Below are 22,025 nucleotides of genomic sequence, written 5' to 3' on the forward strand. Positions count from 1 at the left end.
GCTCAGCGGGGCCAGACGGCCATCCGGCGGCGCACCTCGGCGATCCGCGTCGCGTCCAGGCCGTAGCGGGTGAACCGGCGGTCCGCCAGACCGTCGAGGTAGCGGCCGGCCGCGCGCACGTCGGCGTCGTCGAGCGCGGGGTCCACCTGGCGGGCCAGCTCCAGCAGTTCGGCCACCGCGTACCGGTCCAGGGCGGCGGCGACGTCGATGTAGTCGCGTACCTCCCGCCGGTTGACCAGCGCGGCGGTCTTGTTGGCGAGCAGGTCCCGCACGTCCATCACCGGGCCGAGGTCCATCACCACCGGGCTGCGGTGCCGGTCCAGGCGGGCCAGGCTGAGCCGGATCTCGCGCCCGTTCCGGCTCACCACGAAGTCGCGCAGGTCGCGGTCGAAGCCGTCGAACACCTCGCCGAGCCCACCCGGGTCGACCTCCGCCACCCGGTAGCCGGTCCGGCGCAACGCGTCGCACACGTCGGCGGCCGCCGCGGCGGCGGCGCCCTCGACGTCGGCGAACAGGTCGACGTCCTCGGTGGGGCGGGTGACCAGGCCGTGCGCCGCCCAGGCCACGCCGCCGCCGAGCACGAAACGGTGCGGGCCGGCGGCGGCGAGCGCCACCCGGGCCACCTCGCGGTAGAAGTCGTGCGGGTGCGTCACGCGGCGCGCAGGCTCCGGTGCCGGCCCTCCCAGGCCAGGCGCACGCCCCGGGGGAGGTTGAGCAGCGGCCACACCCGGCGCAACGTGCCGGCGTGGATCAGCTCCCGCAGGTCCTCCACCCGGCTGGTCTCGCGCAGCACGTTCTCGTACATCCAGAGCAGTTCGTCCGGGTCGGCCAGGTCGAAGGCGCGCTCACTGCTCCACATCAGCCGCACCGGCAGCTCGACGATGCCGGCGGTGGGGCCGGCCAGCTCGTCCAGGGTGCGCGCCACCACCGCGGGACGCCCGGGCCGGGCGAGGTACGCGCTGACGGTGGCCGACATGGCATCAGGGTAACCCCTGCCCGGCGTTGCGGGCGTCGAGGTCGGTGACCGGGGTCACGACGCCCGGCGGAAGAACCGACCCCCCGGGTACCGTTGTGCAGAGCGTCGGTGTGTCCTGTGTCCCCGGGCCTCACCTAAATTGCCTTCGCGGAATACCGTTCGGCTGGAGCCGCGTCGCGCCACTCGCCGAGAGGCGACCAGCACACCGACGCCCAGCGCCGCCCCGGCCGTTCCGGTCGGGGCGGCGCTGTTCTCGGCTCGACTCGCGGGCGCCGGACGGCTGGCCTAGTGTGCTCAGTGTCAGCCGTTCTCAGCGTGGAGGGGGTGCCCTGGTGGGTCTGAAGACGTTCCTCCAGGGTTGGCCGGTCTACCGGCAACTCACCGGCACCGACCCGCTGGGCCGCGGCGCCGCCGCCCAGTCGGCGCGCTCCGCCGAGCTGACCGCCCGCACCGAGACCGCCGACGGCGTGGCCCGCTCGGTCTGCCCCTACTGCGCGGTCGGCTGCGGGCAGCGCGTCTTCCACAAGGACGGCAAGGTCACCCAGATCGAGGGCGACCCGGACAGCCCGATCTCCCGGGGCCGGCTCTGCCCGAAGGGCTCGGCCAGCAAGAGCCTGGTGACCAGCCCGCTGCGCCAGACGAAGGTCCGCTACCGCCGGCCGTACGCGACCGAGTGGGAGGACCTGGACCTCGACGTCGCGCTCGACATGATCGCCGACCGGGTCCTCGCCGCCCGCGACGAGACCTGGGAGGACGTCGACGACGAGGGTCGCCCGCTGAACCGGACCCTCGGCATCTCCAGCCTCGGTGGCGCGACGCTGGACAACGAGGAGAACTACCTCATCAAGAAGCTGTTCACGGCGATGGGGGCACTCCAGATCGAGAACCAGGCCCGGATTTGACACTCCGCCACCGTCCCCGGTCTGGGGACCAGCTTCGGTCGCGGCGGCGCGACGGACTTCCAGCAGGACCTCGCCAACGCTGACGTCATCGTCATCCAGGGCTCCAACATGGCCGAGGCCCACCCGGTGGGCTTCCAGTGGGTGATGGAGGCGAAGAGGCGCGGCGCGAAGGTCTTCCACGTGGACCCACGGTTCACCCGCACCAGCGCGCTCGCCGACACCTACCTGCCGATCCGGGCGGGCACGGACATCGCGCTGCTCGGCGGCGTGGTGCGCTACATCCTGGACAACGAGCTGGACTTCCGGGAGTACGTGCTGGCATACACCAACGCGGCCACCATCGTCAGCGAGAAGTTCGCCGACACCGAGGACCTGGACGGCCTGTTCTCCGGCTACCACCCGGAGACCGGCTCCTACGACCACGCCAGCTGGCAGTACGAGGGGCAGGAGGGCAACACGACGGTCCGGGGCACCGGCAAGGAGCGCGACTCGGCGTCCGGGCTGGAGCACGAGTCGCACGGCGAGCCGGTGCCGGCGCAGAGCCGGCGGGACGAGACGTTGCAGCACCCGCGCTGCGTCTACCAGATCCTCAAGCGGCACTTCTCCCGCTACACGCCGGAGATGGTGGCCCGGGTCTGCGGCATTCCGGAGGAGAAGTTCCTGGAGCTGGCCCGCGCCTGGACCGAGAACTCCGGCCGGGAGCGCACCGGCGCGCTCGTCTACTCGGTCGGTTGGACGCAGCACAGCGTCGGCGTGCAGTACATCCGCACCGGCTCGATCATCCAGACGCTGCTCGGCAACATGGGCCGCCCGGGCGGCGGCATCCTGGCGCTGCGCGGGCACGCCAGCATCCAGGGGTCCACCGACATCCCGACGTTGTTCAACCTGCTGCCCGGCTACCTGCCGATGCCGCACCACGCCGACCACCCGACGTTCGACAAGTGGGTCGACAGCATCCGGCACCCCGGCCAGAAGGGCTTCTGGGGCAACTCGCGGGCGTTCGCGACGAGCCTGCTCAAGGCCTACTGGGGTGACGCGGCGACGCCGGAGAACGACTTCGGTTACGGCTGGCTGCCCCGGATGACCGGCGACCACGGGACGTACCAGCAGGTCCTCAACATGATCGACGGCCACGTGAAGGGCTACTTCCTGCTCGGGCAGAACCCGGCGGTCGGCTCGGCGCACGGCCGGGCCCAACGCCTGGGCATGGCCAACCTCGACTGGCTGGTCGTCCGCGACCTGTTCCTGATCGAGAGCGCCACGTTCTGGAAGAACAGCCCGGAGATCGCCACCGGCGAGATCGTGCCGGAGGAGTGCCGCACCGAGGTGTTCTTCCTGCCGGCTGCCTCGCACGTGGAGAAGGAGGGCACCTTCACCCAGACCCAGCGGATGTTGCAGTGGCGGGAGAAGGCCGTGAACCCGCCCGGCGACGCCCGCTCCGAGCTGTGGTTCTTCTACCACCTGGGCCGGGTGCTGCGGGAGAAGCTGGCCGCCTCCACCAAGCCCCGGGACCGGGCGCTGCTGGATCTGACCTGGGACTACCCGACGCACGGCGCGCACGCCGAGCCGAGCGCCGAGGCGGTGCTCAAGGAGATCAACGGCTTCGACGTGGCGACCGGCCGACCGCTGAACGCGTTCGCCGAGGCGAACGACGACGGCTCCACCGCGATCGGCTGCTGGATCTACACCGGCGTCTACGCCGACGGGGTCAACCAGGCGGCCCGCCGCAGGTCGCGGCACGAGCAGAACTGGGTGGCCGCCGAGTGGGGCTGGGCGTGGCCGGCGAACCGCCGCACGCTCTACAACCGGGCCTCCGCCGACCCGGAGGGCCGGCCGTGGAGCGAGCGCAAGAAGTACGTCTGGTGGGATCCGGACGCCGGCGAGTGGACCGGCTACGACGTGCCGGACTTCGAGAAGACGAAGCCGCCGACGTACCGGCCGCCCGAGAACGCCTCCGGCCCCGAGGCGCTCGCCGGTGACGACCCGTTCGTCATGCAGGGCGACGGCAAGGCCTGGCTGTACGCGCCCAGCGGGGTGCTCGACGGCCCGATGCCGACGCACTACGAACCGGCCGAGTCGCCGATGCGCAACCCGCTCTACGGGCAGCAGGCCAACCCGACCCGCAAGATCTACGAGCATCCGGTGAACCGGATCAACCCGAGCCCGCCGGAGTCGCACGGCGAGGTCTTCCCCTACGTGTTCACGGTCAGCCGGCTCACCGAGCACCACACGGCCGGCGGGATGAGCCGCACCGTGTCGCGCCTGGCCGAACTCCAACCGGAGATGTTCGTCGAGGTGTCCCCGGAGTTGGCCGCCGAGGTCGGGCTGGCGCATCTCGGCTGGGCGCACCTGATCAGCGGGCGGGCGGTGATCGAGGCGCGGGTGCTGGTCACCGACCGGCTCACCCCGCTGCGGGTGGACGGCCGGATCATCCACCAGGTCTGGCTGCCCTACCACTTCGGCAGCGAGGGCCTGGTCACCGGCGACTCGGCGAACGACCTGTTCGGCATCACCCTGGACCCGAACGTGCTCATCCAGGAGAGCAAGGTCGGCACCTGTGACATCCGGTCCGGGCGCCGGCCGACCGGGCCGGCGCTGCTCGACCTGGTCGGCGACTACCAGCGGCGCGCCGGGATGACTCCGGATCGCAAGGTGCCGATCGTGACCACCGACGTGCTGGGCGGCGGGGACGCGGCCGGCAGCACCGACGAGCAGACGCCCGAGGCCGCGGCGCGCGACGGAGAAGACCATGCCTGACGCCAACAGCCTGTACGGACCGCTCGACCCGGCCCCCGACGCCGGCTGGGTGGCCGCGCCGCCCCGGATGGGTTTCTTCACCGACACCAGCGTGTGCATCGGCTGCAAGGCGTGCGAGGTGGCCTGCAAGGAGTGGAACGGCGTCCCGGACTCGGGCTTCGACCTGCTCGGCATGTCCTACGACAACACCGGGGCGTTGACCGCGAACTCCTGGCGGCACGTGGCGTTCATCGAGCAGCCCCGGCCGGCGGGGCACCGCACGCCGGCGTTCGCCGGTGACCCGACCGGGCCGGCGACCAGCACCCCGACGTCGGCGTCGGTCGGCGCCGGCCCGGCCACCGACACCGGCACGAACCCGGGGCTGCCGCCGGGGCGCGGCGAGCCCTCGGCGCGGATGGCGGCCGGGCCGGAGTTCCTCGGCATGCCCGGCGCGCAGCCGCCCGGGCGGGGCACCGGCGCGGAGAGCCGCACCGACTTCCGCTGGCTGATGATGTCCGACGTCTGCAAGCACTGCACCCACGCGGCCTGCCTGGACGTCTGCCCGACCGGTTCGCTGTTCCGCACCGAGTTCGGCACCGTCGTGGTGCAGGAGGACATCTGCAACGGCTGCGGCTACTGCATCCCCGCCTGCCCGTACGGCGTGATCGACCAGCGCAAGGACGACGGGCGGGCGTGGAAGTGCACGCTCTGCTACGACCGGCTCGGCGCCGGTATGACCCCGGCCTGCGCGCAGGCCTGCCCCACCGAGTCGATCCAGTACGGCCCGCTCGACGAGCTGCGGGAGCGGGCCGCCGAGCGGGTCACCACGCTGCACGAACGCGGCGTGCCGGAGGCCCGGCTCTACGGCCACGACCCGACCGACGGCGTGGGCGGGGACGGCGCGTTCTTCCTGCTGCTCGACGAGCCCGAGGTGTACGGGCTGCCGCCGGACCCGGTGGTCACCACCCGGGATCTGCCGAAGATGTGGAAGCGGGCCGGTCTGGCCGCGCTGGCCATGGCGGCGGCCACCGTCGCCGCGTTCGTCGGAGGACCGTCGTGAACCCGGACCGTCCGGTGGGTGCCCTGTTCCGTCGCTTCCGGGAGCGGCTGGCCGCCGCGGACCACACCCGAGAGGGTGTGCCCGCCGGGGAGCCCGACACCGCGCCGTCGACCGGTTCGCCCACCGCCCGTGGGGTGGGCCGCGCGGACAGCGGCAGCCGGGCCACCGGCACCGGTCCGGGCGTCGGCCGCACCGACGCCGGCGCCCGCGACGCCGGGCTGACCCCGCACCCGCCCCGTGACGTCGCGCCGACCACCGGCCGCCGACGCGGCGGCCGGGGCGGCGAGCAGCTCACCGTGCCGCCGGCGCGGTTCACCTCCTACTACGGCCGCCCGGTGCTCAAGCCTCCGGTGTGGCGGTGGGACATCGCCGCCTACCTGTTCACCGGCGGGCTCGCCGCCGGCTCCTCGCTGCTGGCCGCCGGCGGGCAGCTCACCGGTCGGCCGGCGTTGCGCCGCGGCGGCCGGGTCGCCTCGCTGGCGGCGGTCAGCGCGAGCGCCTACTTCCTGATCAACGACCTGGGCCGGCCGAGCCGCTTCCACCACATGCTGCGGGTGGCGAAGGTGACCTCGCCGATGTCCGTGGGCACCTGGATCCTCAGCGCGTTCGGCCCGGCCGCCGGGCTGGCCGCGGTCGCGGAGATCGCACCCCGGCTGCCCCGGCGCGGCGTGCTCGGGCTGGGCCGGCGGCTGCTGCCCCCGACCGGGCACGTGGCCGGGCTGGCCGCGGCCGTCACCGCGCCGGCGCTGGCCACGTACACCGGGGTGCTGCTGGCCGACACGGCGGTCCCGTCGTGGCACGAGGCGTACCCGGAGCTGCCGGTCATCTTCGCCGGCAGCGCGCTGGCCAGCGGCGCCGGCGTCGGGCTGCTGGCCGCGCCGCCGGGGCAGTCCGGGCCGGCGCGGCGCCTCGCGGTCGCCGGCGCGGCGCTGGAGCTGTGGGGCGCGCACCGGGTGGAGAACCGGCTCGGCCTGCTCAGCGAGCCCTATGCGGAGGGCACCCCGGGGCGACTGCTGCGCGCCGGCCGGGCGCTCACCGCCGCCGGGGTGGCCGGTGCGTGGCTCGGCCGCCGCAGCCGGCTGCTCTCCGCGGCCTCCGGCGGCGCGTTGCTCGCCGCGTCCGTCTGCACCCGGTTCGGGATCTTCCACGGCGGGGTGGCGTCGGCGCGCGATCCGAAGTACACGGTGGTTCCGCAGCGCGAACGCGCCGCCCGGCGAGCCTGACACCTCGCCGGGCGGCCGGTGGGCCGCTGTGGTTGACTGCTGCGTGGAGGCGTTCAGGCGGCTGGTGCCCCTCCCGGTCTTCAAAATCGGTGTGGTCCGGGATCCGGGCCAGGCGGGTTCGATTCCCGTCCGTCTCCGCCAAACCGTTCGGGGGAGCGTCGATGGGTGAGGTGGACCCGCGGCGGCGGATGCCGCGCACCGACGCGCTGCTCGCCGACCCGGCGCTGGCGGCCGCCGCCGGCACGCTCGGCCGGGACCGGGTCAAGGCCGAGATCGTCGCCGCGCAGCACCGCGCCCGCCGCGGTGAGATCACCCCCGATCGGGTACGCGACGCCGCGCTGGCCGCACTGCCCGGGCGCACGCCCCGGCCGGTGCTGAACGCCACCGGCGTGGTGCTGCACACCAACCTCGGCCGGGCCCCGCTCGCCCCGGCCGCCGTGGACGCGCTGGTCGCCGCCGCCGGGCACACCGACGTGGAACTCGACCTGGCCACCGGCCGGCGGGCCCGGCGTGGCCGGGAGGCGCTGGACGCGCTCGCCGCCGCGGTGCCCGACGCGGCCGCCGTGCACGTGGTCAACAACGGCGCCGCCGCGCTGGTGCTGGCCGCCACCGCGCTCGCCGCCGGCCGGGAGATCGTGGTCAGTCGCGGCGAGCTGGTCGAGATCGGCGACGGTTTCCGCCTGCCCGACCTGCTGGCCAGCACCGGCGCCCGGCTGCGCGAGGTGGGCACCACCAACCGCACCACGCGCGCCGACTACGCCGCCGCGATCGGCCCGGACACCGGCTTCGTGCTCAAGGTGCACCCGTCGAACTTCGTGGTCACCGGCTTCACCTCGGCCGTGCCGGTCGGCGCGCTGGCCACGCTCGGCGTGCCGGTGGTCGTCGACATCGGCTCCGGGCTGCTCGCGCCGGATCCGCTGCTGCCCGACGAGCCGGACGCGGCGAGCACGCTGCGGGCCGGCGCGCACCTGGTCACCGCCAGCGGCGACAAGCTGCTCGGCGGGCCGCAGGCCGGCCTGCTGCTCGGCGACGCCGCCCTGGTCGAGCGGCTGCGCCGGCACCCCCTGGCCCGGGCGCTTCGGGTCGACAAACTCACCCTCGCCGCGCTCGCCGCCACGCTGCACGTGCCGGCCACGCCCACCGGGGACGCGCTGCGCGCCGATGCCGGGCGGCTGCGCGAGCGCACCGAACGGCTGCGCGACCTGCTCGGCGACGACGGCTGCAAGGCCGAGGTGGTGCCGGCGGCGGCGGTCGTCGGCGGCGGTGGCGCGCCCGGGGTGGAGCTGGACTCCTGGGCGCTGAGCCTGCCCGAGCGGTACGCCGTGCCGCTGCGCACCGGCGAGCCGGCGATCCTCGGCCGGGTGCTGCACGGCCGGCTCCTGCTCGACCTGCGCGCGGTGCCGGAGAGCGCCGACGGGCACGTGCGCGCCGCGATCCTGCGCGTGGCGAGCTGAGCGCCATGTGGGTCGTCGCCACCGCCGGGCACGTCGACCACGGAAAGTCCACGCTGGTCCGGGCGCTGACCGGGATGGAACCGGACCGGTGGGCCGAGGAGCGCCGCCGAGGCATGACCATCGACCTGGGCTTCGCCTGGACCACGCTGCCCTCCGGCGGCACCCTGGCGTTCGTCGACGTGCCCGGCCACGAGCGGTTCGTGCCGAACATGCTGGCCGGGGTCGGCCCGGTCCCGGCCGCGCTCGTCGTCGTCGGCGCCGACGAGGGCTGGATGCCGCAGTCCGCCGAGCACCTGGCCGCGCTGGACGCGCTGGGGGTGTCGTACGGGCTGCTGGCGGTGACCCGCGCGGACCTGGCCGACCCGGCGTCGGCCACGGCCCGGGCCCGCGCGGAGATCGCCGCGACGTCGCTCGGCGCGGTGGAGGCGGTGGCGGTCTCCGCGGTCACCGGCGCCGGCCTGCCCGAGCTGCGGGCCGCCCTGGACCGCCTGGTCGCCCGGCTGCCCGACCCGGCCCGGGACGCCCCGGTCCGGCTCTGGGTGGACCGGGGCTTCACCGTGCGCGGCAGCGGGACGGTGGTCACCGGCACCCTCGGCGGCGGCCGGCTTCGGGTCGGCGACGAACTCGAGTTGGCCGCCACCGGCGAGCCGGTGCGGGTGCGCGGGCTGCACTCGCTGGGCGTCGCCCGCGCCGAGGTCGACGCGGTGGCCCGGGTGGCGGTGAACCTGCGCGGCCTGCCCCGGGACCGGATCGGCCGCGGTGACGCGCTGCTGCGCCCCGGCCGGTTCGGCCGCACCGACCTGCTCGACGTGCGCCTGACCGGCGACCCGGCCGCCGACCTGCCGGCGACGCTCATGCTGCACGTCGGCTCCGCGGCGGTGCCGGCCCGGGTCCGGCCACTCGGCCCGGACACGGTCCGGCTGCGACTGGCCCGGCCGCTGCCGCTGGTGATCGGCGACCGGGCGCTGCTGCGCGACCCCGGCCGGCGCCACGTGGCCGGCGGGGTGACCGTGCTGGACGTGGACCCGCCGCCGCTGCGCCGCCGGGGCGCGGCCGCCGCCCGGGCCGGCGTGCTGGCCGGGCTGGACGGGCGACCCGACCTGGCGGGTGAGCTGCGCCGCCGGCGACTGGTGCGGGCCGGTCTCCTCGCCCGGATGGGCGTGCCGCCGGCCGCGACCCCGGTGGCGGGGGACTGGCTGGCCGACCCGGAGCACTGGCGGGACCTGGGCCGCCGGCTCACCGAGGAGGTCGCCCGCTACGCCGGCGAGCACCCGCTCGCCGCCGGGGTGCCGGTCGACGTGCTGCGCCACCGCCTCGGCCTGCCCGACCGGGCGCTGGTGACCGCACTGCTGCGCCCGCCGCTGCGGCTGCGCGACGGCCTGGTCACCGCCGGGTCCGCCGGTGCGCTGCCCGAACCGGTGGCCCGGGCGGTGGCGCGGGTCCGCGCCGAGTACGGCGACCGGCCGTTCCAGGCCCCCGAGACGCACCACCTCGCCGGTCTCGGCCTGGGGCCCAAGGAGATCGGCGCGGCGGTGCGGGCCGGTGCGCTGCTGAAGCTGGCGGAGAACGTGGTGTTGCTGCCGGGCGCGCCGGACGACGCGGTGCGGGTCCTCGCCGGCCTGCCGCAGCCGTTCACGCTCAGCGCCGCCCGGCAGGCGCTGGGCACCACCCGCCGGGTGGCGGTGCCGCTGCTGGAGCTGCTGGACCGGCGCGGCGTCACCCGGCGGCTGCCCGACGACGCCCGCGAGGTGGTCCGCCCGCCCGGCTGACCGGTTGTCGGTGGGTGGCAGAGTGTCGACATGATCGATATCCGTCGGGTGGACCGGGCGTGGCTGCGCCGGCGGGCGCTGCCGGCGGGCGCTGCCGGCGGCGCTGCTGGCCGGCTGGCTGGTCTGGGCGGCGCTCGCCTGGTGGACCGCGCCGCGCGCCGACGACGAGGCCGGCCTCCAGCGAGACCTGGCCGCCGGTCGGGTGCTGACGATCACCCGCGCCGACGGGTGGGACGACAGGGGCCCGTGGGGCGCCCGGCCCGAACCCCGGTTCGCGCCGGGCGGTTCCACGGTGGTCTGGGCGCGCCCCGACGGCCGGTTCCACTACGCGTACGTGTCCCCGCCGGTGTCGGACGGGGTCGACGCCGAGGACGTCGTCGACCCGCAGGAGGACACGGACGCCGGCACCCCGTCCCCGGCGGCGACCGGCGGGACGCCGGACCCGGACGGTGGGCCGTTCCGGGACCCGTGGGCCGACCCGCTGGCCGACCGCGCCGCCACCACCCACTACGGTGACACCCGGGCCGACTCCCTCGCGACCGCCGCCGCCACGATCGCCCTGGCCATCGGCGCGGCCTGGCTGCTCACCCTGCTCGCCGGGCCGCCGCCGGTGCGCGGCACGCGCTGGTACTGGTTCTGGATGGGGCTGCTGCCGCTCGGCGTCGGCGTGCTCGCCTGGGCCTACCGGGAGTGCTGGCGCGCGGACGTGCCCACGGACGGTTCGCGCCGCTCGGGCTGGAGCGGGTTGGGCTGGTGGATCGTCGGCGGGATCGGGTTGTCGCTCGTGGTGGCGGGGCTCGGCGACAACGTGGCGCCGACCCGGTGAGCCAACCGGCGACGCGGCGCGGGTCCGGTCACCTACCGTGACGCCATGGACCCCTCCGCGGTCTGGCGGGACAAGAACCACAGGTGGCGTATCGAGGCGTACCGGGCCCCGGACCTGCGGTTCGCCATCTTCGCCACCAACGGCACCACCGAGTCGGCGCCACTGTGGCTGTTCGGGATGGCGGCGCTGGCCCGCTGGCTGATGACGCACGCGGTTTCCCTCGACGACCTGGAGACCGACTGACCCGAACGGGCGACATCCGGGGCGAACCGCCGGCCCGGGTCAGCCGCCGGCCGTACCGTGCGGGGCGTGAAGGACCGAGGACTGCGGACGTTCGTCACCGTGCTCGCCGGGTTGGCGGTGATCTACTTCGGGGCCACCGGGCACCGTGCCAGTGGCGGCGAGGGCGGCGGCATCTCCGGCGGCGTGGTGCTGCTCGCCCTGCTCGCCTCGCTGCTGGCCTGGCACCTGACCCGGCCCGGCCCGGCCAAGTAGCGGAACCGGCTCAACCGGCCGCCGCGGCGGTGCGACTCACCTCGCCGGCCGACTCCTCGCCGAGCGCCACCCGCACCAGCGCCGACGCCAGCCGGCCGAAGTCCGCCTCACCGACCAGCCCGACCAGGCCACCCGGGTTCGCCGGCAGGCCCAGGCGCCGGGCCCCGGCCAGGGTCCGCCGGTCGGCGAACGGGCGGACGTCGGGCCAGACCGCCTGCGCCTCGCGTAGGAAGATGTCCGCGCCGGTCGGGCCGATGCCGGGGAACTCGGTGAGGAACCGGCGCAGCACCGCCCGGTCCGCGCCGGCCTCCCGGTGCAGCCGGCGCAGGTCGCCGTGCCACCGGTCCAGGCAGAGCCGGGCGCCGGTGCCGAGCATGGTGGCGGTCCGCTCGTCGTAACGCCGGTAGTGGCCTCGGCCCAACGCGTCCACCCGCTCCTGCCAGCTCGCCGCCTCCATCGCCTGCGGGGTGCGCCAGCCGGCGGTGAACAGCTCCCGCGCCGCGGCAACCGCCACGCTCGCCCGGATCCGGGTGCTCAGCAGCGTGGTGAGCACCAGCAGTTGGTAGAGCGGTCCGGGCCGGTCCGCAAGCGTGATCCCGGCCTCCTCCGCGTACGTGCGGGACTGCCGGTCCAGCAGGACCCGCGCCACGCTCCGATCGTCAGGCATTCGTCCCGGATACCCACCGGGAGCCGGGACAGACCCCGGCGCCGCGGCGGAATGCGCCGGGCGGCGGCGGGTACCCCGACCAGGTGCGCGGTCGACGGCCGTGCGCGCCACCGGGAAGGAGAGACCTGTGGTCAAGCCGCAGCAGGAGGAACTTCGCCGCAACGACCTCGGCGCGACCAGCCAGGACAGCCGGAAGTCCGCCGTCGGCGGCGGTGACCGCGCACGCGGCGGTGGCACGTCGAACGCCGATGCCGGGCGGCGGGTGCCGAAGGGACAGACGTCGCCGTACGGCCCGGCCGGTGAGCCGGTGGCCGACGACGACAGCGACCGCTGACCGGGTCACGACGACGGCCGCAGCCTCCGCCAGGTGGCTGCGGCCGTCAGCCCGTACGCCAGGTGCGGCACCAGGTCGGAGAGCCAGTCGATGCGGCGCCAGGTGCGCGGGTCGGTCACGCCGAGCAGCGTCATCAAACTGTCCGAGACGGCCATCACCCCGCCACCGAGCAGCGTCGTCGCCACCGGCAGCGGCACCCGCCGGTGGGCGGCGAGCAGGCCGAACGCGGCGCCGGCCGCGATGCCGGTGACGTAGCCGAGCACCGGCCCCAGGCCGGCCCGGCGGTTCGCGGCCTCGTCCACCGGCCCCAGGTCGACGTGCGCCACGTCGGCGAGCCGCCCGGCGGTCGTCTCCGGGGTGGTGCTGGCCGGGCGGGCCCGCACCGTCATGTCGAGATAGCTGACCACGTTGAGCACGGCACTGCCGACGGCGCCCGCGATGGCGCCGTCGACCAGGGGTGCCGCCCTCACTTCGGGTCGCCCGGTTCGCGCTCGCCCTTGGGGCCGTAGGTCCGGTCGCCCCGCACGACGCCCCGTTGACCCCGATCGTCCTGCAGGATCCGGTTGGCCACCCGGTTCGCCTCCTGGTCGGCGGCCCGCCCGGACTGCTCGACCCGGTCGCGCAGGCGAGCCCGCTGCTTGTCGTACGCGTTGCTGCCCGGCCGTGGTCCTGGCATCGCTGCCTCCTCCGGTCGCTTCGGCTGTCGGCACCGTCTACCCGCCCGGGGCTGGGACAACCGTTCAGTCGGGGGCGCGCACCACCGCGACCGGGCAGTCGGCGCGGTGCAGCAGCGCCTGGCTCACCGAGCCGAGCAGCAGCCCGGTCAGCTCGCCCCGGCCCTGCCGGCCGAGCACGAGCAGCTGGGCGTCGCGGGAGGCCGCGGTGAGCGCCGCCACCGGCCGGGCGTGCACCACCTCGCGGGTCACCGGCACGTCCGGCCAGCGTTCCCCGACGCCGGCCAGCGTCTCGGCCAGCACCCGGTCCTCCTCGCCGCGCAACCGGCCCTCCTCGTAGACCAGGGGTTGCATGTCGCCGGCCCCCTGCGAGGTGGGATGGGTGTAGGCGTGCACGGCGTGCAGGCGGGCGCCGCGCGACGACGCGGTGGCGGCGGCGAACTCGACGGCGTGGCGGGACAGTGGCGAGCCGTCCACCCCGACCACCACCGGGCCGGCGTCCCGGGTGCGGCCGCGGGCGACCAGCACCGGACAGTCGGCGTGCGAGGCGACCTGCACCGCGACGGAGCCGACCACGAGCGCCGCGAAGCCACCGAGACCGCGGTCGCCGAGCACCACGAGCGCGGCGGTGGGGGATTCGCCGAGCAGCACGGCCGCCGCCTCCCCGTCGATGATCTCGCCGGTGGTCCGCAGCCCGGGGCACTCCGCCTCGGCCGTCGCGACCGCGTCGGTGACCACCTGTTCGGCCTGGTTGCGCAGGCCGGCCCCCGGTGGGGACTGCGCGGGCGCCGTCACCGGGACGCGTAGCAGCGGCCAGATGAAGGCGTGCACCACCCGCAGCGGGCGGTTGCGGCGGCGGGCCTCGCGAGCCGCCAGGCGCACCGCCCGGGTCGCCGGCTCCGAGCCGTCCACGCCCACCACCACGGCCGCGCCGTTCGCCGAGTTCACCGGTGCCTCCCGTCGCCGCCCTGGCGCCAGTATCGCGGCCGGCGTGGCCCCGCCGGGCCGATACCGGTCGAGTCGGCCGCTCGGTACGCTGGCAAGTCGGCGTCCAGGGGAGGGGCCTCGTCGATGGCCACGCCGGACGCACCGAGCACCGCCCGCGTGATCGACCACTGCTCCACACCGACCTCGGTACCCTTGACCCGACCCTGCTGCCCCGCTCCGGGCCGGGCCGGGGCGACCGGTCGGGGTGGTCTTCCTCGGGCTGACCGATGGGGCCGACGTTCCGGATGCGCGCCCGGGCGGTTCGGGCCGGAGGCGCTCGGTGGGCGAGCCGGAGCCGGTGCCGGACGCGTTCCCCGGCGCGTTGGCGCAGCGCCCGGCAAGCTGGCGGCCACCCCCGGTCCGGTGTCGGTGGTCCTCCGTATGATGTTTGCTCTGTAGCAATAGTCGTCATCGGAGGATGAGCACATGCCGGAGGCGTCCGGACCGGTGTCGCGTGCCCTGCGCACGGCGCCACCCGACCAGCTGGCGGAGACCGCGGAAGCGGTGCTCCGCCAGACGTTCGGCGCCGCACGGGCGGAGGTGTTCGTCGCCGACTACCGGTCCAGCGGCCTCTGGCCGCTGCTGGACCCGGAGCGTCCGGATGGCGGCCCGCTCCGCTCCCACGGCGTGGCCCAGCGCTGTTTCAGCAGCCAGCAGCCGGTGCTGGACACGGCGGACGACGGACGCTGTCGGGCCTACCTGCCGCTGTCGGTGTGGGGGGAGCGGCTCGGCGTGCTGCTGGTGGAGCTGCCGGAGACGCCGGACGCGGAGACCGTGACCGCCGCGCGGGACGCCGCCGGCGACCTGGCGATGGCGATCCGGGCGGCGGACCGGGAGACCGACCGCTACCGGCGGGCGCGCCGCCGGGAACGGCTCAGCATGGCCGCGGAGATGCAGTGGGACCTGCTGCCCGGGCGCAGCGTCCGGCACGGTGACGTGCTGTTGGCCGGGCAGCTCGAACCGGCCTACACGGTGGGCGGCGACCACTTCGACTGGTCGGTCGACGGCGACCGGCTCACCGTCACGGTGCTCAACGGCGCCGGCAACGGGCTGTCCGCGTCGTTGCTCACCGCGGTGACCGTGAACGCCATGCGCAACGCGCGCCGCTCCGGCGGGAGCCTCGTCGAGCAGGCGGAGCTGGCCTCCGACACGATCTTCTACCAGCACCGGGGCGAGCGGCACGTCGCCACGCTGCTGCTGGAGCTGGACGGCCGCCGGGGCGTGGTGCGGGCGGTGGACGCGGGCTCGCCGCACGTGCTGCGGCTGCGTGGCGGTCGGGTCACCCCGGTCACGCTCGAGCAGCAGTTGCCGCTGGGCATGTTCGCCGAGACGCGTTACGCGGTGCAGGAGTTCGGCCTGGAACCGGGGGACCGGCTGTTCGTGGTCAGCGACGGGGTGTACGCGGCGGACCCCGACGAGCAGGAGCCCTACGGGAATCGGGCGATGGCACGGGCGATGCGGTCCACTCGGCTGCAGCCGGCGACCGAGGCAGTTGGTACGGTGATGCGCGAACTGCACGCGTACCATGCCGACGCGGATCTCCGCGACGACGCGGTCGTCGTCTGCCTGGACTGGCGCGGTTCCAGCCGGACGGACGACGTCACCGGGCAGTGACCGGAGCGGCGGAGCGAACACGAGCGAGACGATCGCAGGGGACAGCGGGTGGAGCGACCTCCGAATCTTGCCGCGGCCGTCGAGGCGGCTGCCGAGGCGCTCATCGGTGTGCTCGACTCCGCCGTCTCGCGCGACACCGTCAGTGTCTCGCCCACCCAGTTGCGGGTGCTGTCGCTGATCATGTCGCACCCGGACACCAACGTGAACCGGCTGGCCGAGCTGCTGGACGTGGTGCCGTCGTCGGCGAGCCGACTCTGCGACCGGCTGGAGGCGGTGGGGCTGCTGCGCCGGGTGGCCGATCCGCGCGACCGCCGCGAGGTGCGCCTGCTGCCCACGAGCGCGGCGGAGTCGCTGCTGCGTGAGCTGCAGGAGCGACGGCATCGGGCGGTGCAGGCCGTGCTCGACCGGATGCCCAACCGGGTCCAGCACGAGCTGCTGCTGGCGCTGCTCGCGTTCGGCCAGGCGGCGACCATGACGGCGCCGCAGACCGGGTCCGACTCGACTGCCCGCACCGCCTGACCGACCCCCGGTACGCCGTGACCGGTCGAGCCCATTCAGCTAGTGTCCTAGGACGCCTTGGCGATTGTGACCGTCCCCACCGTGACGACACTGAGCAGCGACGCAGCGCAGCGGACGGAACGGGCGGGGGAGCCCGATATAGTGGCAGCGCAACTGGCCGGCCCATGATCGAGGCAGATCATGGGCCGCATCGGGGAGGTCCCAGCCCGGGATCGCAGAGGGCGCCGGCATCTGACCGGCCGGCAACGCGCACGTTCCTCCGGCGGCCGCTCGTACGGCTGCCGGACCGTGCTGCGGAGGGGGGGTTAGGGTGTCGCGTGGGCCGGCTCCGGCGGGGGATGGTTCGACGGTGGCCGCCGATCGCGTCCTCACCCTGCCCAACCTGATCAGCTTCGTGCGGTTGCTGGGCGTGCCGCTCTTCCTCTGGCTCTTCCTGGTGGTCCACGCCGACGTGATCGCCGTCGTGGTGCTCGCCGTCGGCGGCACCAGCGACTGGGTGGACGGCTGGATCGCCCGCCGGATGCGCCAGGTGAGCCGGCTGGGTGAGCTGCTGGACCCGCTGGCCGACCGGCTCTACATCCTGGCCACCCTGCTCGCGTTCACCGCCCGCGACGTGGTGCCCTGGCAGTTCACCGCCGCGTTGCTGGCCCGTGAGCTGCTGCTGCTCGGCTCGCTGGGGGTGCTGCGCCGCTACGGCTACGGCCCGCCGCCGGTGCACTACGTGGGCAAGACCGCGACGTTCCTGCTGCTGGCGGCGTTCCCGATCCTGCTGCTGGCCGCCGCCGCGCCGAGCGTGGCCACCGCCGCCGGGGCGATCGGATGGGGGCTGGCGTGGTGGGGCCTGGTGCTCTACTGGGTCGCCGGCGCGATGTACGTGGTGCAGGCCCGCCGGCTGGTCCGGGTGATGCGGGCGCGGCGCGCGGGAGCGGCGGCGTGACGGCGACGCCGCCCCAGGACGGGGAGCGCGACCCGTCGGCGCGGGTGTACGCGCCGGACTTTCTGACCGAGCTGTTCCGCAATCCGCTCGATCCCGGTTACGGGGACGCGGCGGCGCGGCGGGCGGTGGGGCCGGTGTCGCGGATGCGCGAGGTGTTGGGTCGTCCGGTGAGCCTGCTGGTCCTGGCGGTGATCGGGTTCCTGTTCGCGGTGGCGTACCGGGAGACGATGGCCGGGGAGCCGAGCCGCGCGACGGCGCGGGCGGGGCTGATCGCCGAGATCAAGAAGCGCGAGGCGGAGACCGACCGGTTGACCGGACGGGCGGAACGGTTGCGGGAGGAGGTCGGCCGGCAGCGGGACGCGGCGTTGAGCGGTTCGCAGGCGTCCCGGTTGCGCAACCTGGAGGCCGGCACGGGCCTGGGCCGGGTGCGCGGGGACGGTGTGGTCGTGCGGTTGACCGACGCGCCGCAGGACAAGGACGCGGTGACGGGCGAGGAGAAGAACGGTCCGCCGCGGGTGTTGTACTCGGATCTGCAGAGGGTGGCGAACGCGCTGTGGGCGGCGGGCGCGGAGGCCGTGGCGGTCAACGGGCAGCGGTTGACGGCGACGTCGACGATCCGGCAGGCGGGCGAGGCGATCCTGGTGGACTACCGGCCGGTGACGAGTCCGTACGAGGTGCAGGCGATCGGGCCGGGGTCGTCGATGCGGGACCGGTTCGACGACAGCCGGGCGGCGGAGTTGATGCGGTACCTGGCGCGGACGGCGGGGTTGTCGTTCGCGGTGAAGGAGGTCGACGACCTCACCCTGCCGGCGGCTCCTGAGCCACAGCTACGCTACGCCGGGCCTCCGGCGAGCCCGAGCCCTGCGCCGTCGGGTTCCGGTGTCGCCGGTTCGTCCAGTCCCGGGCCGTCCGGCTCGGGTTCTCCCAGCCCTTCCGGAGGTGGCCGATGATCGCGGTGCTGGCGTTGCTCGCCGGTGTGGTGCTCGGGGTGTATCTGGACCCCACGGTGCCGGCGGCGTTGCAGCCGTATCTGCCGATCGCGGTGGTGGCCGCGTTGGACGCGGTGTTCGGCGGGGTGCGGGCGAAGCTGGACCGGATCTTCGACGACAAGCAGTTCGTGGTGTCGTTCATCTCGAACGTGCTGGTGGCTGGTCTGATCGTGTACCTGGGTGACCAGTTGGGCGTGGGTGGTCAGTTGTCCACGGGTGTGGTGGTCGTGCTGGGCGTGCGGATCTTCGGAAACGTCGCGGCGATCCGCCGGCACCTGTTCCGGGCGTAGGTTGGTGGCGATGAGCGAGGTGCACAGGGAGACGGGCACCGGGTGGCCGCAGCCGGCGGAGCCGGGACGGCCGTCGGGTCCGGCGGGTGAGCCGGATCCGCGTCCGGACGCGCCGGATCCGGACGAGTTGAGCCCGCTGGCGCCGGAGGGTGAGCCGCCGGTGGAGCGGGAGGACGTGCCGGCGCCGGCGGAGGAGCCCGGCGCGGTCGGGTCGCCGCCGGGGTCGGAGACGCGGGCGCCGGGGTCGCGGCGGTTGACGTCGGCCGGCGCGATGATCGCGGTGTTGCTGGCTTTGCTGGGCTTCACGTTGGTGGTGCAGCTGAAGACGACGTCCACGGATCCGACGCTCGCGGCGACGCGGGAGGAGGACCTGGTCCGGATCTCGTCGGATCTGGATGCGCGGGAGCGGCGTCTGCGGCAGGACATCGAGGCGCTGGAGGACAGCCAGCGGCAGTTGCGCTCGGGTGAGCAGGGTCGGCAGGCGGCGTTGGAGGAGGCGACGCGGCGGGCGGACGAGCTGGGCATCCTGGCGGGGACGCTGCCGGCGGTGGGCCCGGGTCTGGAGGTGGAGTTCCGGGGGCCGGAGAAGGCGACGTCGTCGATCCGGATCCTGGACGCGGTGCAGGAGTTGCGGGGTGCGGGCGCGGAGGCGATGCAGATCCGGGGTGCGGACGGCACCGCGGTGCGGATCATCGCGTCGACGTATTTCGTGGACGGCTCGGACGGGGACCTGGTGGTGGACGGGCGGCGGTTGAGTGGTCCGTACACGGTCCTGGTGATCGGTGATCCGGCGACGATGCGTACGGCCTTGAACATTCCGGGCGGGGTGGTCTCCACGGTGCGGGGGGCCGGCGGTAACGTGACGACCGAGGATCGTGAGGTTGTGGAGGTTTCGCAGCTGCACGCGCCGATCAAGCTGGACCACGCCCGGCCGGTTTCCTGACCGGTCGCGGCCGCGCCGGTTTCTCCGGTGCACCGATGACGAAGGACGCAGTTGGTGATTCCTGAGGATCTGCGGTACACCGCCGAGCACGAGTGGGTGGTCGGTGGTGACGGTGGTGTCGTCCGCGTCGGTATCACGCACTTCGCGCAGGACGCCCTGGGTGACATCGTGTTCGTGCAGCTGCCGGACTCCGGTGCGGTGGTGGCGGCGGGAGAGTCGCTGGGCGAGATCGAGTCGACGAAGAGCGTGTCGGAGATCTACGCGCCGTTGAGCGGTACGGTGGCGGCGCGCAACGAGGCGTTGGCCGACACCCCTGAGGTGATCAACACGGATCCGTACGGTGCGGGGTGGTTGGTGGAGATCACTCCGGATGATCCGGCGGCGGTCGAGGGTCTGTTGACCGCTGACGCGTACCGCGAGCTCACCGAGAGCTGAGTTCGTGTCGTTCCGAGCGGCGGGCTTGGTTCCGCGCGTCCGGTTGCCCTGCATTTCGGCGCTGGCTAGGCTCGCCCAGTCGACCGAGAACCAATAGTTTGAGCGTTGCGGAATGCGCCTTCCCGGGCACGGGGAGCCAGCCGCCGGGTGTCGGTTTGCCCGGCGGCCAGACCCGCCATTCCCCGACGCCGACCGAACAGATCCGTGAGGTGGTCCCATGACGCGCCCAGACGACGAGTTCCCCCCGCTCGACGTCACTTCGACGCTCAATCTCGGTTCGCTCGACGAAGTGCTGGAGGGGCCGGACACCGATGTGGTGCCGAGCCGCATGTCCGGTTCGTTGCCGCCGGGAATGGCGTTGCTGGTGGTTCGCCGGGGCCCGAACGCGGGTGCCCGGTTCCTGTTGGACCACGACGTGACGACGAGTGGACGGCACCCGGACAGTGACATCTTCCTCGACGACGTGACGGTGTCGCGGCGGCACGCGGAGTTCCACCGGGACGGTGGCACGTTCACGGTGCGGGACGTGGGCAGCCTGAACGGCACGTACGTGAACCGGGAGCGGGTCGAGGCGGCGACGCTGAGCAATGGTGACGAGGTGCAGATCGGCAAGTTCCGCGTGGTGTTCATCGCCGGTCCGCGCCCGGAGGAGGAGGCCGGCCGGGGGTGAACGAGCCTGCGGCTTCGACGCCGTCCGGTGCGGCGCGCTCGCCTGCGTTGATGAGTATCGGCGAGGTGTTGGCGCAGTTGCGGGCGGAGTTTCCGGACGTGACGATCTCGAAGTTGCGGTTCCTGGAGGCCGAGGGCCTGGTGGAGCCGCAGCGGACGCCTGCGGGCTACCGGAAGTACGGTTTCCACGACGTGGCGCGGTTGCGGTTCGTGTTGACCGCGCAGCGGGATCGATATCTGCCGTTGCGGGTGATCCGGGAGCAGTTGGCGGAGTGGGATTCGTCGGGCGCGCCGGCGGGGCGGTCGCGGCCGAATCTGGTCGCGGTCGGTCCGGGTGGCGAGGTGCCGGGCCGGGAGTCGGTGGAGCCGGTCGAGTCGTCCGAGGTGCGGTTGGGCCGGTCGGAGTTGCTGTCGCGCAGTGGGCTCGACGAGTCGACGCTCGTCGAGTTGGAGCGGCTCGGTGTGCTGGTGCCGGATCCGCCGGGGTGGTACGACGCGGATGCGTTGATCATCGCGAGTGCGGTGGCGGGGTTGGCGGCGTACGGGTTCCAGCCGCGGCACCTGCGGGCGTACCGGTCGGCGGCGGATCGGGAGGTCGGTCTGTTCGCGCAGTTGGTGGCCCCGTTGGCGCGGCAGAGTGATCCGGCGGCGCGGGCGCGGGCGGCGGAGACGGCGCGGGAGTTGATGGCGTTGTCGCAGCAGTTGCACGCGGCGTTGGTGCGGGTGGGGCTGCGGTCGACGTTGGGTCGGTGAGGTGTGGGTGAGGGGTCGGGCGCCGGGTGGTGTCCGGCCCTTCGTCGTGCGAGGGCGCGCGCCGTTCGGTCGACGTGGGCGTGTCGTAGGCTTGCCGGGGTAAGCCCGTCTGTCGAGGCGTGGTGCACGTAGCGCGTGGGACTTGCGTGTCCTGGTCCGTGTACCGTGCAGGGAAGGCGCGGTGCGAAGGTGACGACGACACGGAGGCGGCGGTGCGCGAGCTGAGCGTGGTCGGAGTTCGGGTGGAGTTGCCCAGCAACCAGCCGATCGTCCTGCTGCGGGAGGTCGAGGGGGACCGCTATCTGCCGATCTGGATCGGCGCGGTCGAGGCGACGGCGATCGCTTACGAGCAGCAGGGGGTCAAGCCGGCTCGGCCGTTGACGCATGATCTTCTGCGGGATGTGTTGGCGGCGGTGCAGGCGCCGTTGCGGGCGGTGGAGATCACCGAGTTGAAGGAGAACGTCTTCTACGCGGATCTGCTGCTGGGTGACGGGGTGCGGGTGTCGGCTCGGCCGAGTGACTCGATCGCGTTGGCGTTGCGGGTGGGTGCGCCGATTCGTTGTGCGGAGCAGGTCCTCAGCGAGGCGGGGATCGTGATCCCGGACGAGCAGGAGGACGAGGTGGAGAAGTTCCGGGAGTTCCTGGACCAGGTGCGTCCGGAGGACTTCGCGGGCTGAGTGGTGGCCGGCCGGTGGGCCGGGGTGCGCGGCGGTGGTTGTCACGGTGGTGACGGCTGGCCGCCGTGTGTGCTGTCGGTGGCGCGGCGTGTCGGG

At 74.3% G+C, this 22,025-nt stretch carries 25 protein-coding genes and 1 tRNA gene; 20 read left to right on the plus strand and 6 right to left on the minus strand.

Going from position 1 to position 22,025, the window contains the following annotated elements; all coding sequences use genetic code 11:
• Positions 1-2: 2 nt before the first annotated feature.
• Both O7618_RS09420 and O7618_RS09425 read right to left on the minus strand, forming a co-directional pair.
• On the minus strand, positions 3-653 hold the full coding sequence (locus O7618_RS09420; protein WP_278105632.1) for a nucleotidyl transferase AbiEii/AbiGii toxin family protein: 651 nt from the start codon (positions 651-653) through the stop codon (positions 3-5).
• Positions 650-976 (minus strand): hypothetical protein, encoded by a 327-nt coding sequence (locus tag O7618_RS09425; RefSeq protein ID WP_278105633.1) that lies wholly within the window; start codon positions 974-976, stop codon positions 650-652. The genes O7618_RS09420 and O7618_RS09425 overlap by 4 nt, the downstream gene beginning before the upstream one ends.
• Positions 977-1,308: 332 nt before the next feature.
• On the opposite strand from O7618_RS09425, the gene fdh reads away from it, so the two are divergent.
• The 9 genes from fdh to O7618_RS09470 all read left to right on the plus strand — a co-directional run bounded on the left by fdh (position 1,309) and on the right by O7618_RS09470 (position 11,441).
• Complete coding sequence (gene fdh, locus O7618_RS09430; RefSeq protein WP_278105634.1) at positions 1,309-4,635, plus strand: formate dehydrogenase; 3,327 nt, start codon at positions 1,309-1,311, stop codon at positions 4,633-4,635.
• Positions 4,628-5,674 carry a 4Fe-4S dicluster domain-containing protein gene (locus O7618_RS09435; RefSeq protein WP_278105635.1) on the plus strand — a complete coding sequence of 349 codons (1,047 nt, stop codon included), beginning with the start codon at positions 4,628-4,630 and terminating at the stop codon, positions 5,672-5,674. The genes fdh and O7618_RS09435 overlap by 8 nt, the downstream gene beginning before the upstream one ends.
• The gene (gene nrfD / locus O7618_RS09440) at positions 5,671-6,897 is read left to right on the plus strand and encodes an NrfD/PsrC family molybdoenzyme membrane anchor subunit (protein ID WP_278105636.1); all 1,227 of its coding nucleotides are present in this window, start codon (positions 5,671-5,673) and stop codon (positions 6,895-6,897) included. The genes O7618_RS09435 and nrfD overlap by 4 nt, the downstream gene beginning before the upstream one ends.
• A 45-nt stretch (positions 6,898-6,942) precedes the next feature.
• Positions 6,943-7,038: transfer RNA gene (locus tag O7618_RS09445), tRNA-Sec, on the plus strand.
• 20 nt (positions 7,039-7,058) lie between these two features.
• Positions 7,059-8,351 (plus strand): L-seryl-tRNA(Sec) selenium transferase, encoded by a 1,293-nt coding sequence (gene selA, locus O7618_RS09450; protein ID WP_278105637.1) that lies wholly within the window; start codon positions 7,059-7,061, stop codon positions 8,349-8,351.
• A gap of 5 nt (positions 8,352-8,356) precedes the next feature.
• Positions 8,357-10,120, plus strand: a complete 1,764-nt coding sequence (gene selB / locus O7618_RS09455) for a selenocysteine-specific translation elongation factor (protein WP_278105638.1) — start codon at positions 8,357-8,359, stop codon at positions 10,118-10,120.
• Positions 10,121-10,322: 202 nt separating this feature from the next.
• The gene (locus O7618_RS09460; protein ID WP_278105639.1) at positions 10,323-10,946 is read left to right on the plus strand and encodes a hypothetical protein; all 624 of its coding nucleotides are present in this window, start codon (positions 10,323-10,325) and stop codon (positions 10,944-10,946) included.
• A 45-nt stretch (positions 10,947-10,991) separates the two neighbouring features.
• Positions 10,992-11,189 (plus strand): hypothetical protein, encoded by a 198-nt coding sequence (locus O7618_RS09465; protein WP_107157830.1) that lies wholly within the window; start codon positions 10,992-10,994, stop codon positions 11,187-11,189.
• A 66-nt stretch (positions 11,190-11,255) separates the two neighbouring features.
• Positions 11,256-11,441, plus strand: a complete 186-nt coding sequence (locus O7618_RS09470; protein WP_091056811.1) for a hypothetical protein — start codon at positions 11,256-11,258, stop codon at positions 11,439-11,441.
• Between the two features lie 10 nt (positions 11,442-11,451).
• Here the strand turns inward: O7618_RS09470 and O7618_RS09475 are convergent, their stop codons facing one another.
• Positions 11,452-12,108, minus strand: coding sequence for a hypothetical protein (locus tag O7618_RS09475; protein ID WP_278105640.1), 657 nt, complete (start codon positions 12,106-12,108; stop codon positions 11,452-11,454).
• 127 nt (positions 12,109-12,235) lie between these two features.
• Here O7618_RS09475 and O7618_RS09480 point away from each other — a divergent pair, with 127 nt between their 5' ends.
• On the plus strand, positions 12,236-12,442 hold the full coding sequence (locus O7618_RS09480; RefSeq protein ID WP_278105641.1) for a hypothetical protein: 207 nt from the start codon (positions 12,236-12,238) through the stop codon (positions 12,440-12,442).
• A gap of 5 nt (positions 12,443-12,447) precedes the next feature.
• On the opposite strand, the gene O7618_RS09485 is transcribed toward O7618_RS09480, so the two are convergent.
• From O7618_RS09485 to O7618_RS09495, 3 genes are all read right to left on the minus strand, one after another.
• Positions 12,448-12,912, minus strand: coding sequence for a hypothetical protein (locus O7618_RS09485; RefSeq protein ID WP_278105642.1), 465 nt, complete (start codon positions 12,910-12,912; stop codon positions 12,448-12,450).
• The gene (locus tag O7618_RS09490) at positions 12,909-13,118 is read right to left on the minus strand and encodes a phosphatidylethanolamine-binding protein (RefSeq protein WP_278105643.1); all 210 of its coding nucleotides are present in this window, start codon (positions 13,116-13,118) and stop codon (positions 12,909-12,911) included. The genes O7618_RS09485 and O7618_RS09490 overlap by 4 nt, the downstream gene beginning before the upstream one ends.
• 64 nt (positions 13,119-13,182) lie before the next feature.
• Positions 13,183-14,064 (minus strand): universal stress protein, encoded by an 882-nt coding sequence (locus tag O7618_RS09495; RefSeq protein WP_278105644.1) that lies wholly within the window; start codon positions 14,062-14,064, stop codon positions 13,183-13,185.
• Positions 14,065-14,529: 465 nt separating this feature from the next.
• Between O7618_RS09495 and O7618_RS09500 the strand changes: the two genes are divergently transcribed.
• The 10 genes from O7618_RS09500 (at position 14,530) to O7618_RS09545 (ending at position 21,929) form a co-directional block, all read left to right on the plus strand.
• Entirely contained in the window at positions 14,530-15,717 is a 1,188-nt protein-coding gene (locus tag O7618_RS09500) for a PP2C family protein-serine/threonine phosphatase (RefSeq protein ID WP_278105645.1), read from the plus strand.
• Between the two features lie 48 nt (positions 15,718-15,765).
• Positions 15,766-16,236, plus strand: a complete 471-nt coding sequence (locus O7618_RS09505) for a MarR family transcriptional regulator (protein WP_278105646.1) — start codon at positions 15,766-15,768, stop codon at positions 16,234-16,236.
• 310 nt (positions 16,237-16,546) lie between these two features.
• The gene (locus O7618_RS09510; RefSeq protein WP_278105647.1) at positions 16,547-17,173 is read left to right on the plus strand and encodes a CDP-alcohol phosphatidyltransferase family protein; all 627 of its coding nucleotides are present in this window, start codon (positions 16,547-16,549) and stop codon (positions 17,171-17,173) included.
• Positions 17,170-18,123, plus strand: coding sequence for a DUF881 domain-containing protein (locus tag O7618_RS09515; RefSeq protein WP_278105648.1), 954 nt, complete (start codon positions 17,170-17,172; stop codon positions 18,121-18,123). Before O7618_RS09510 ends, O7618_RS09515 begins: the two co-directional genes overlap by 4 nt.
• A complete protein-coding gene (locus tag O7618_RS09520; protein WP_007071104.1) occupies positions 18,120-18,452 on the plus strand; it encodes a small basic family protein in 333 nt (110 codons plus the stop codon). The genes O7618_RS09515 and O7618_RS09520 overlap by 4 nt, the downstream gene beginning before the upstream one ends.
• 10 nt (positions 18,453-18,462) lie before the next feature.
• Positions 18,463-19,395 carry a DUF881 domain-containing protein gene (locus O7618_RS09525; RefSeq protein ID WP_278105649.1) on the plus strand — a complete coding sequence of 311 codons (933 nt, stop codon included), beginning with the start codon at positions 18,463-18,465 and terminating at the stop codon, positions 19,393-19,395.
• Between the two features lie 54 nt (positions 19,396-19,449).
• Complete coding sequence (gene gcvH / locus O7618_RS09530; protein ID WP_278105651.1) at positions 19,450-19,830, plus strand: glycine cleavage system protein GcvH; 381 nt, start codon at positions 19,450-19,452, stop codon at positions 19,828-19,830.
• 217 nt (positions 19,831-20,047) lie between these two features.
• On the plus strand, positions 20,048-20,500 hold the full coding sequence (locus tag O7618_RS09535; protein ID WP_007071101.1) for an FHA domain-containing protein: 453 nt from the start codon (positions 20,048-20,050) through the stop codon (positions 20,498-20,500).
• Between the two features lie 50 nt (positions 20,501-20,550).
• Positions 20,551-21,252 (plus strand): MerR family transcriptional regulator, encoded by a 702-nt coding sequence (locus O7618_RS09540; protein ID WP_278105653.1) that lies wholly within the window; start codon positions 20,551-20,553, stop codon positions 21,250-21,252.
• 212 nt (positions 21,253-21,464) lie between these two features.
• A complete protein-coding gene (locus tag O7618_RS09545) occupies positions 21,465-21,929 on the plus strand; it encodes a bifunctional nuclease family protein (RefSeq protein WP_091056860.1) in 465 nt (154 codons plus the stop codon).
• The last annotated feature ends 96 nt before the right edge of the window (positions 21,930-22,025 follow it).

The sequence above is a fragment of the Micromonospora sp. WMMD980 genome (assembly GCF_029626035.1).
In the GTDB taxonomy this organism is placed as follows: Bacteria; Actinomycetota; Actinomycetes; order Mycobacteriales; family Micromonosporaceae; genus Micromonospora.

Excerpts from the sequence above, each read along its gene's own strand:
- O7618_RS09425 (WP_278105633.1), bottom strand. The coding sequence starts at position 976 with ATGTCGGCCACCGTCAGCGCGTACCTCGCCCGGCCCGGGCGTCCCGCG.
- O7618_RS09435 (WP_278105635.1), top strand. The coding sequence starts at position 4,628 with ATGCCTGACGCCAACAGCCTGTACGGACCGCTCGACCCGGCCCCCGAC.
- selA (WP_278105637.1), top strand. The coding sequence starts at position 7,059 with ATGGGTGAGGTGGACCCGCGGCGGCGGATGCCGCGCACCGACGCGCTG.
- selB (WP_278105638.1), top strand. The coding sequence starts at position 8,357 with ATGTGGGTCGTCGCCACCGCCGGGCACGTCGACCACGGAAAGTCCACG.
- O7618_RS09465 (WP_107157830.1), top strand. The coding sequence starts at position 10,992 with ATGGACCCCTCCGCGGTCTGGCGGGACAAGAACCACAGGTGGCGTATC.
- O7618_RS09475 (WP_278105640.1), bottom strand. The coding sequence starts at position 12,108 with ATGCCTGACGATCGGAGCGTGGCGCGGGTCCTGCTGGACCGGCAGTCC.
- O7618_RS09490 (WP_278105643.1), bottom strand. The coding sequence starts at position 13,118 with ATGCCAGGACCACGGCCGGGCAGCAACGCGTACGACAAGCAGCGGGCT.
- O7618_RS09500 (WP_278105645.1), top strand. The coding sequence starts at position 14,530 with ATGCCGGAGGCGTCCGGACCGGTGTCGCGTGCCCTGCGCACGGCGCCA.
- O7618_RS09520 (WP_007071104.1), top strand. The coding sequence starts at position 18,120 with ATGATCGCGGTGCTGGCGTTGCTCGCCGGTGTGGTGCTCGGGGTGTAT.
- O7618_RS09525 (WP_278105649.1), top strand. The coding sequence starts at position 18,463 with ATGAGCGAGGTGCACAGGGAGACGGGCACCGGGTGGCCGCAGCCGGCG.
- O7618_RS09535 (WP_007071101.1), top strand. The coding sequence starts at position 20,048 with ATGACGCGCCCAGACGACGAGTTCCCCCCGCTCGACGTCACTTCGACG.
- O7618_RS09540 (WP_278105653.1), top strand. The coding sequence starts at position 20,551 with ATGAGTATCGGCGAGGTGTTGGCGCAGTTGCGGGCGGAGTTTCCGGAC.